The organism is Blastocatellia bacterium (assembly GCA_035275065.1).
GTDB lineage: Bacteria > Acidobacteriota > Blastocatellia > UBA7656 > UBA7656 > DATENM01.
This window is the reverse complement of sequence record DATENM010000161.1, coordinates 1-9,483: the sequence shown is the minus strand read 5'-3', so window position 1 is coordinate 9,483 and position 9,483 is coordinate 1. Positions and strand designations below refer to the sequence as shown.

Below are 9,483 nucleotides of genomic sequence, written 5' to 3'. Positions count from 1 at the left end.
CCGCCGCGTCCTGCAACGCGAGCCACCGCCTGCGCCACATCACCGCGCGCTCAAAGCGTTCTAATTTCGTCGCCGCTTCGCTCATATCCAGTTCCTAACGCTCTTCAGACGGCGGTAGCTCAGGAACAGGCTCAGCGCCGTCAGCAACACATAGAATAGCACCTGACATATCCAAATCGGAATGTCGCTGAGCCACACGCCGGGGATCGTCGGCACGCCCGGTATCAGCGAGGCGATGGCCGCGAACGGGTTGGTGCGCATCAGCAGGTCAACCATGTTCAGGAAGGTCGCCGAAGGCCCGCCCTGAAAGTTGCTCGCCAGCGCCGAAAAGAAGATCGCCAGCGCCGGCATCGCCGCGACCAGGAAGATCACCGTCACCAGGCTCGTCAGGATCGCCAGCACGCTGCGCCGGATCAGCGTTGACCACAGGAAGCTCACCGAGCAGAACGTCACCCCCGCGACCAGCATGACCAGATATGCCTTCGCCACGTCGCCCAGGTCAATGCCGCCGAACGAGTAGGTCAGCGCGATGAGCGGCAGCGAGCCGAACAGCGTCAGCAACAGGTAAGAGAGAGCGCCGCCGACTTTGCCGAACACAATCGTCGTCGGGCGGGCCAGCGAGACGACGAGCAGGTCGAAGGTCTGCTCGCGGCGCTCCGACGAGATGGCGGTGGCCGAGAAGACCGGCGCGATCAGGCAGATCATGCTCATCTGCACGTAGATCAGCACGGGCGTCAGCACGCGGCCCGACTGGTTGGCAATCATTGACGGCGCGTTCCTCGTGATGACCACGAAGATCAGGCCGAGGAAGATGCTCAGCGTCACGACGTAGCCGGTCAGCACGCTGATGGCGAGCTTGCCGCGCATACGGGTGCGCATCTCTTTAATCAGTACAGGGTTGTAGAAGTCCATATCGCCTCAAGCCACGACGCCGCGCGTGACCTTCAGGAAGATGTCTTCCAGGTTGGCTTCGGTGACGCCGAAGCGGAGGACACGCACGCCCCTCGCGATCAAGTATTCGAGCAAGTCGTCAACTTCGTCCGGCTGGCCGGTGTATTCGGCATGGATGGTGCGCCCGTCGCAAGTCGTGCGCTTGACCTCTGGCCGCTCCGACAACACGGAGAGCGCCAGCGCCGCGTCACCCTTGACGGTGATCTCGATCATGACGTTGCCGGCGAGCTGCGCCGTGATCTCGTCGATGCGCCCGGCGGCCAGCACGCGGCCCGCCTCGATGATGCCGATGGAGGTGCAGAAGTCTGCAAGCTCCGTGAGGATGTGCGAGCTGACCAGCACCGTCTTCCCCATGCGGCAAAGCTCGCGGATCAGCTCGCGAATCTCTATGCGCGCATGCGGGTCGAGCCCCGACGCCGGCTCGTCCAGCAGCAGCACGGAGGGGTCGTGCAGCAGCGTCTTGGCCAGGCAGAGGCGCTGCTTCATGCCGCGCGACAGGCTCATCACCTGCGCGTCGCGCTTGACGGTCAAGTCCGTAAGCTCCAGCACGTCGTCAATCGCCCGCTTACGCTGCGCAGGGTTCAGGTGGTAGAGCGCCGCGAAGTAGTCGAGGTATTCCCACGCCAGCAGGTCCTCGTAGACGCCGAAGCTGTCGGGCATGTAGCCGATGATGCGGCGGACTTCGTAGGGCTCGGTGACCACGTCGTAGCCGCCGATGGTCAGCCGGCCCTCCGACGGCAGCATCAGCGTGGCCAGCATCTTGATCGAGGTCGTCTTGCCCGCGCCGTTCGGCCCGATGAAGCCGAAGACTTCGCCTTTGCCGATCTCAAAGCTGATGTGGTTGACGGCCGGGAACGTCTTGTAATACTTGGTGACGTTCTCCAGCTTGATCATCGGTTCGCTGGTGGCGTTGTCGCTCATTCGCTTATTGAATCCTTCGGATGTGGCGCAAGCTGTTAGCTTGCGCGAGTCTTTGCGCAAGCTAACAGCTTGCGCCACATTATAGGTGAATCACATAGAACGCTTTGCTGGCGCGCTTGAAGTTGTTTTTGAAGGTGATCTCTGCCGGCGACTTCTCGATAAAGCAGATGACCACGGGGTGCTGCAACTTCTTGAGCGCGTCGCTCATCGCCTGGGTTTCGAAAAAGCCTTGCGAGAACGCATGGGCGCCGCCGACTTCGCGGTCAAGCACGCTCGCGAGGTCGTTGAATAGCTCCGCCTCATCCGAATCGCCCATCTGCGCGCTGTACCATGAATTGAACGATTGCGACGGCGGGCTGTTGAGCGCCACGCGCTGTTCGCCGCCCGCGGCCAGCTCGAAGATGTCTGAGGCACCCTCGGCGCTCAGGTAGACCGCTTTGACCATCCCGGCATCGCCAAGGTTCTTGATCGTCACGGCGTTCCCTGTAGGGCGAGCGGCGAGAATAGGAGGCTCGGCTTCGCGCATGGCACGAAGTTGGAAGAGGCTGGCCGTGCGCGTCGTCATCGGCGTGCGCAGCACGAAGGCCCTTTGATCCTTCTCGCATTCGATAGCGCCCGACGCCGAAGCGCTGCCGCCTTGATTGCCATTCAACACGTCACTGGCGTAGGCATTGCTGCCGGCGAAGGCGATCTGCTGAACCTCTTTGGTCGCCGGCACGACGATCAAGCCGCTGGTGATCTGGCTGATGCCTTCGGCCTGATGCACTTGCACCAGCGAGACGTCACCGACGACCGCCTTGCCGCCGTGACTCATCTGCGCGACCGCGACGCTGACCAGCGTGAACAGGATCACCACCGCGGGAATCGTCATCCACGCCAGATCGGTTTTGCGCCGCCAGCGCAGCACCGCGTAATTAACCGGGCCGACGAACAGGACATAAGCCAGCAGGAAGAAGATGACATATTTCGTTGACGGCGGCTGCAATTCGGCGAGGTGGAAGAGCAAATCCTGTACGCCCCAGCGCCCCGACCGTGACGGGCCGCGACTGCCCATCGTAATCCAGTTCGTATGGCGCGGCTTTGAAGCCGCCGCCGGCCACAGCAGGTCGGCCCATAACTCTTTTGCGCCATTCCAGCCGCGATAGGGGTTGAGCTTGGGGTTGATAGCGACGAAGCGCACGATGCCGCTGCCATAGTTACGCTCGGCGACTAAGGGACGGTCCGCGGCGCCGAGCAGGGCGCGCGCCCCTTGCTTCACCCTGGCGCTCATGCCGAGCGTCGCCTCGGCAGCTTCAAAGCCGCCATAAATCTGCGTCATCTCGGCGACCGGAAATCCCGCGTTACTGGCCGCCGTGCCCGCCTCGATGGGTAAGATTTCATCCAGGCGGTTCGCGCGCATGCCGGCAACATCCGCGCCGCCAGTAACCACGAGCAAGCCGCCCGACGCCACCCACAATCGCAGGGCGCGCGCCTGGTCTTCGCTCAACTGGCTGAGCGGCGCGTCGTTGATGATAAGGGCGTCAAGCAGGTCGTAAGCGACGAAATCGCGCGGCAGATCATCGGGGACGATGACCGTCGGGTGGACGCCGTAGGCTTGCGGGCCTTGATTGAAATTGCGCGGGCCGCGGCGTTGCGGCTGCCCCGGCGCGTTGGGCGGCGACTGCGGATTGGCTGGCGTGGTGGCCTGCTGTGGAGACGGGCGTGGACCGAGCTTGAACGGCTCGCGGGTCGGCTGTTGCTGAACCGGGGCTTGCGAGATGTTGTTGAGCGCCGTCGGGTCTGTATCAACGACGGCGACATCGAGTTGATCGCTCCAGCCATAATTGCGCTGCACAGGCACCGTCGCTTCGATCACCACCTGGTCGCCCGATTCGATACGCACTTTCGGGTTCTCGCCGGAGTTGATGTAAGCGGACATCTCATGCGACTGGCGCGCGCCGGTCGGCAGTTGAATCTCTTTGACGAACTCGCGCGCCTGCGACGACGGCCCGTTGGTGTTCGATTCGGTGTGGACAATCAAGCGCCCGACAAGGGCCGGCCCCTGATTGACAACGGAGATGCGAAACGGCACCCACGCGCCATTCCAACTGTTGACTTCGAGCCTGCCGAAACCGGCTTTGACCGCCATCTCAAGCTCGCCATTGCTCGCCGTCCCGGTCTCCGCGGGCGGCGACGTGTCCTGCGCCCCGGCGCGGTGGGCCGTAAAGAGCGCCGCCGCCGAGATCATCATCAGCGCCAATGTCGTGACTGCTGCACGACGCGCGCCCGCGCGTGGACGAATCCATCTTTGCATGAAATCCTCACTCCGCCTTGTGAATCGTCATGCCGGTATAAATTGATTCACAATCTGTTTGCTCGATTAGTTGCTTACGACTATACAGCCAATCTCGAATACGTTTCAACGAAAGCAAAGTTTCAGGCAGTGGTCAGTTATCAGTTATCAGTTGCCCGTTGCCAGCGGTCAGTTACCAGTTGCCGGTTATCAGTTTTCAGGTGACCACAGATTGTCATTGCCGCGGTGAGAACCGGTCGGCAATAACAATTCACACCCTGCAACTGGCAACTGGCCACTGCCTGCATCCAGATGCTAGATTAACGATTCAGGATGCCACGCAGGAGACAACACGGATGAAATTCTCAACCATCGCCATTCACGCCGGCCAGGAGCCTGACCCGACCACCGGCGCGGTCAGCGTGCCGATCTATCAGACTTCGACTTACGCGCAGGAAGGCATCGGCAAGCATAAAGGCTTCGAGTACGCGCGCACGCAGAACCCGACGCGGCTGGCGTGCGAGAAGAATCTGGCGGCGCTCGAAGGCGGGCGCTTCGGCTATGGCTTCGCTTCCGGCATGGCGGCTATCAACGCCGTAGTGACGCTGCTGCGGGCCGGCGATCACGTTATCGTCAGCGACAACACCTACGGCGGCACCTTTCGGCTCTTCGACAAGATCATGAGCAAGTTCGGCGTTGAGTTCAGCTACGTTGACGCGCGCGAGCCGCAGAACGTCGAAGACGCCGTGCGCGCCGAAACCCGCATGGTCTTCATCGAAACGCCGACCAACCCGGTGATGTCGCTGGTAGACATTGCCGCCGTGTCCGAGATTACCCGGCGGCGCGGATTGCGGCTCGTTGTCGATAACACCTTCATGAGCCCTTACTTTCAGCGCCCGCTTGAGCTGGGCGCCGATATCGTCCTGCATTCGACGACGAAATACTTGAATGGTCACAGTGATAGCGTCGGCGGCGTGGTCGTCCTCAACGACGACGAAGACGCCCGCCAGATGGCTTTCATACAGAATGCCGCCGGCGCCATCCTTGCGCCGATGGATGCGTTTTTGATTATGCGCGGCACCAAGACGCTGGCCGTCCGCATGCGCCAGCACGACGACAATGGCCGGCAGGTGGCGCAGTTTCTCGCCGAGCACCCGGCGGCCCGTAAAGTTTATTACCCCGGCTTGAAATCGCACCCGCAGCACGAGCTGGCGCGGCGGCAAATGAGCGGCTTCGGCGGCATGCTTTCATTCGAGACCGGCTCGCTTGAAAACGCCAGCCGGGTGCTTGAAGGCGTCCGCCTCTGCACGCTCGGTGAATCTCTGGGCGGCGTCGAAAGCTTGATCTCGCACCCGGCGACCATGACGCACGCCTCTGTCCCCGAAGTCGAGCGCAATCGCCTGGGCATCACCGATGGGCTGGTGCGTATTTCGGTCGGCATCGAAGACGTCGAAGACATCATCAGCGATCTCGACCAGGCGCTCGCTAAACTCTAGTGGTCAGGAGTCAGGAGTCAGAAGTCAGAATGAACAGGGGAGTCGGCTTACGCCCCTGCTTTTATTCTGACTTCTGACTTCTGACTCCTGACTCCTGACTCCTGACATGATGTTGCCAATCATACGAAAATCAATCATAATCACGGCCACATTTGAGACGAGGCTGGACGTAGCGTCAGAGGTTCGGTTGTACGGGCATCCCCAGGCCGCGCCGGACAATTAGCTTGGTTTATGTCGGAAGATTACGCATTCAACATAGCCGTCTATGCCATGACGAACGTCGGCATGGTACGGTCGGGCAATGAAGATAACTTTCTGGTGCTGAACCTGACGACGGCGGATACCTGGACACCCGACAAAATCCATGAAGAGCCGGCGGCGCACCTGACGACTTTCTCGCAAAGTCACTTTGGCTCGCTGCTCGCCGTCAGCGACGGCATGGGCGGGGCGCTGGCCGGCGAAGTCGCCAGTCATCACGCCATCGAATGTGTGCGCGACCGCATGCTTGAGCTACAAGCGAGCCCGACTTATCAAAAGATCGCTTTCCATGAGCGATTGCGCCTGTCAATCGAGCTGGCGAATCTCTACATCCACCAGATGAGCCAGCAGCGCTCGGAGTACGCCGGCATGGGCGCGACCTTCACGGGGGCCGGGCTGCTGGGGACGACCGCTTACTTCGGGCAGGTTGGCGACAGCCGCGCTTATCTGATTCGCGGCGGTCGCGTGCAGAAGGTGACGCGTGACCAATCGCTCGTCGAACAACTGGTCGAAGCCGGCCACATCACCGAAGAAGAAGCCGAGCGCCACACCTACAAGAACGTCATTCTGCAAGCGCTCGGCGCCGCGCCCAGCGTCAATGTCGTGGTTGATCGCGTCGAGCTGCGCGACCTCGACATCATCCTGCTGTGCAGTGATGGCCTGACTTCTAATTTTAAGGTGAAGCCGGAAGAGATGGTGCGACTGATCGATCAATCGCATTCGCTCAAGGAAGCCTGCGAATCGCTGATCGGGCTGGCCAATCAGCGTGGCGGTGAAGATAACATCACGGTGCTGGTCGCCCAGGTCACCGGCGGCAAGCTCCAGCCGCCCGAACCGGCGGTTACGGATGGCTCGACTCTGCCGCTCAGCGCGGCGGCGGGCTTGCAAGATCGCTGGGGAGCCGAAACCCTGCCACGCGACCCCGACCTGCCTTATGAAGTTGATCTCGATCTTGTTGACGACGAGGAAGAGACCATCCCGCCCACCGAGCGGCTCTCTAGTGATTCATAAAAGTCAGGAGTCAGGAGTCAGAAGTCAGAATGAAGAAGGAGGCGCGAGAAGTGTACTTACTGCCGCCGACCTTCCTTTTTCCTTCTGACTCCTGACTCCTGACTCCTGACTCCTGACTTCTTTCCGCATCACTGCAAGCTATCAGTCGCGCCGCCGTAATAGACGCGCTTGTATGAAGTCACTTGCGGCGCGTTGGCCTGTGCCTTCACCGACGGCGGGCCGCTCGGGCCGTCATCGGCTACGATGTAGCCGGGATAAAACGGCGGCGACTGGCCGTTCTCATAGCGCGCGTCCCAACTGCCCTTGTACATATAGCCGTGGAAGTCGCCGTCATAGACGCCAAAGTTGTCGAAGTTCGTCGCCTGCATGCCGCCGACCAGATTGAACGAGCCGCGGTAAGGCATGTTCGAAAAGCTGTTCGCCAGGTCTTGCGAGCGAATGCGCCCGCCAAAGGGCCTGCCGTTCGCCCCCATGATCGGGTTGCCTTCGGCGTCGTGCAGCTCGAAGGCGGCAATCGAAGCATGAACCGTCAGGTTATCCGGCGCGCGGCCATTGGTCGGTATTTCGACGTTGCCGCCCGAAGCGAAAATGCCGAGGACGTTCTGCGCGTCTTGGTTGATCGGGTTGCCTGCCCCGTCTACGACCGGCGTTTCGTAAGTCAAATCACCCGTGATCACCACCGAGCCGCCGGTCACGGGCTTGCGGTCGTTGCCCGACGGGTAACCGCCCGCCGTCACCGTGACCGCAAAATCGGAATCAATCGCCGGAGCCGGCTGGCCCTGACCGTTGCGACCCGGCCCGTGCAACGATTGAACGTCGCCGCGGATGTAGAGCGACGCCGCCGAGCGGTTGCCCTTTTCGACAATCGAGCGATCTTTCGGCACACCGCGCAGCGTCTTGGTGCCGTTGCCGGCATCAATCGTCGTCGTGTTGGCGTCCACGTCAATCACCACAGTCGTCGTCTTGCTGCCCTGAGTGATGCGAATGATCTCGCGGTTACCCGACGGGTCGGCGCTCAGTTGAATGTCGTTGACGTCGCCCATCACATAGAGGCCGCTGCCGGAAAAGGTCTCGCCGTCCGACGGCACATAAACGCCCGGCTCAAGTGTCGGCGTGGTTGACATTGGGTCTTTCGCTTCGGGCAGCGGTTCAACTAGGTTATTGACGCTGCGCAGAGCCTGATGCAACTCGCCATCGGTCGGCGAGCCGGCAGAAAGCTGGAAGCCGCCGTCTAAGACGGCCCGCGCCTGATCGAAGGCGTTGCCGGTCGGCGGGATCGGCGCGACGCCGCGGTCAAAGCCTGCGAGGAACTTCGGGGCGACCAGCACGCCGTCAACGACTTCGGAATCGGCGTCTACCGGCGGCGGCGGCTCGCCCGCGCCGTGACGATAGAAGCTGGTGCTGCGATAGGATTGCGAGACGTGGCCGTGAAAGACCGGCGGGTCAGAGCCGTCGGCGGTCGTCCAGAAGCCGAAACGCTCGTTGGTGTGGACGCGGCCCGCGAAGCGGTCGCCGGGGCCGAGCCCTTGATAGATGAAAGGCCCCGCGGGATTGTACGGGTCGAAGGTGTCATAGAAGAGCGCGAACTCAGAGAAGGTGCCGACGCGCAGGCCGCCGCCTTCGCCTTTGACCAGCAGCTTGAAATTGATCACGCCCTCTTCAACCAGCGTCACCGCGCCGTTCAAGCCTTCGATGCCTTCGCCGCGCGATTCCAGTTGATAAGTGACGGCGTAGGGCTCGACCTGGCCATAGCGCGGATAGAGCGGATTGATGTACTGGACGCGCTGGTTGTAGTGCGCCGGGTCGTTGTCGTCTGCGGGGTAGGGCACCTGAATGTCTTTGACGTTGATCTTGGTAATATAGGCCGCGTTATTCGGGAAGATCTCTTTCTTGTTCATCGCGGCCTGGGCAGCGACGATGAAATCGCTCGGGTTCAAGGTTGGCTGTCCGGGTGTGATGTGCGGCGGATCGGGCAGCGACCCGACGATAAACTTGTCGTTGCGCAGCAAGCGGTGCAGGTTGTTGACGCCGGCCTCGGCGGCGTAGAAGCCGCTGGTCAGGTTCTTGAAGTTCTGGGTGATCGCTTTGTCGGAAAGCGACGTGAAGGTGACGGCCAGCCCGAGCATCAAGAGCAGCGACATGATGAGCAACACGGCAATCAAAGCCATGCCGCGCTCGTCGTCGCGCGCCGATTCGGCGTCGCGCTGCCACCGCTTCGCCGCCATCGCCGCCCGTGAATTCGTCACCCGAAGGTGCATCCCTCTCTTACGCATTGCTCTTACCTCTTCGACCGGCAGCGCCGTTCCGCGGGCGACTGCTGCCGGTTCAAACTGCTATTGATTTGGATCGCTCGCGCCCGGGCGCGTGTCGCCGGTTCGCTGGTTCAGCCGCTCGTGCAGCTTCGGCTGGCGGCCGATGTAACGTGTGCGGCGCTGAATGCCGTCGCCCGCGCCGTTGCCGCCGCCATTGCCACTGACGGGGTTGCCGTCGGCGTCATAACCGCGCGGCTGGCCGCCGCTTGCGCCCGTGCCGCCGCCCGCGCCAGGATCGCCGCCGCCGTAGCCGCCCGGCCCG

7 protein-coding genes are annotated in these 9,483 nt (G+C 61.9%); 2 read left to right on the top strand and 5 right to left on the bottom strand.

The window, feature by feature from the left end; translation table 11 throughout:
- Positions 1-81 precede the first annotated feature (81 nt).
- The 3 genes from VJ464_30465 to VJ464_30455 form a co-directional block, all read right to left on the bottom strand.
- A complete protein-coding gene (locus VJ464_30465) occupies positions 82-912 on the bottom strand; it encodes an ABC transporter permease subunit (protein ID HKQ09484.1) in 831 nt (276 codons plus the stop codon).
- 6 nt (positions 913-918) lie between these two features.
- Entirely contained in the window at positions 919-1,872 is a 954-nt protein-coding gene (locus tag VJ464_30460) for an ABC transporter ATP-binding protein (protein HKQ09483.1), read from the bottom strand.
- 79 nt (positions 1,873-1,951) lie between these two features.
- Positions 1,952-4,165, bottom strand: coding sequence for a hypothetical protein (locus VJ464_30455; protein HKQ09482.1), 2,214 nt, complete (start codon positions 4,163-4,165; stop codon positions 1,952-1,954).
- 305 nt (positions 4,166-4,470) lie between these two features.
- Here VJ464_30455 and VJ464_30450 point away from each other — a divergent pair, with 305 nt between their 5' ends.
- Together VJ464_30450 and VJ464_30445 are read left to right on the top strand one after the other, a co-directional pair.
- Positions 4,471-5,640, top strand: a complete 1,170-nt coding sequence (locus VJ464_30450) for a cystathionine gamma-synthase (GenBank protein ID HKQ09481.1) — start codon at positions 4,471-4,473, stop codon at positions 5,638-5,640.
- A 231-nt stretch (positions 5,641-5,871) separates the two neighbouring features.
- Positions 5,872-6,909: a protein phosphatase 2C domain-containing protein gene (locus VJ464_30445; GenBank protein HKQ09480.1), complete on the top strand. Its 1,038-nt coding sequence runs from the start codon at positions 5,872-5,874 to the stop codon at positions 6,907-6,909.
- 128 nt (positions 6,910-7,037) lie between these two features.
- Here the strand turns inward: VJ464_30445 and VJ464_30440 are convergent, their stop codons facing one another.
- Both VJ464_30440 and VJ464_30435 read right to left on the bottom strand, forming a co-directional pair.
- Positions 7,038-9,182: a PilX N-terminal domain-containing pilus assembly protein gene (locus tag VJ464_30440; protein ID HKQ09479.1), complete on the bottom strand. Its 2,145-nt coding sequence runs from the start codon at positions 9,180-9,182 to the stop codon at positions 7,038-7,040.
- A 60-nt stretch (positions 9,183-9,242) separates the two neighbouring features.
- Positions 9,243-9,483: hypothetical protein (locus VJ464_30435; GenBank protein HKQ09478.1), on the bottom strand; the 241-nt coding region annotated here is incomplete at its 5' end.